The 360-nt window shown below is 64.4% G+C and carries 1 protein-coding gene; it reads left to right on the top strand.

Features of this window, described 5'->3' with window-relative positions:
* Nucleotides 1-360: IS6 family transposase (locus tag JT719_RS24370; RefSeq protein WP_207436393.1), on the top strand; the 360-nt coding region annotated here is incomplete at both ends.

Genomic DNA, 360 nt, shown 5'->3' with positions numbered 1-360 from the left:
CGACGCTCTACCGCTGGATCCAGGCCTATGCCCCAGAGCTAGACAAACGCATTCGGCCGCACCTCCGGATGACAACCGGCTCCTGGCGCGTCGATGAGACCTACGTGAAGGTGAAGGGCCGCTGGATGTACCTGTACCGCGCCGTCGATGCACGTGGGCAGACGGTCGACTTTCTTCTCAGCGCCAAGCGTGATGCCGCGGCCGCCCGGCGCTTCTTCCGCAAGGTCCTGAAGCAGGCCCACACCGTGAACCCACGCACCGTCACGGTGGACAAGAACGCCGCTTACCCGAGTGCCACCAGGGCGATGAAGAAGGCCGGTGAGCTGTGGCGCTTCACCAAGCTGCGGCAACGCAAGTACC

Origin of the sequence: Sabulibacter ruber (genome assembly GCF_017355955.1) — a bacterium.
Classification (GTDB): domain Bacteria; phylum Bacteroidota; class Bacteroidia; order Cytophagales; family Hymenobacteraceae; genus Nibribacter; species Nibribacter ruber_A.
This window is presented reverse-complemented; position numbering and strand designations above follow the sequence as displayed.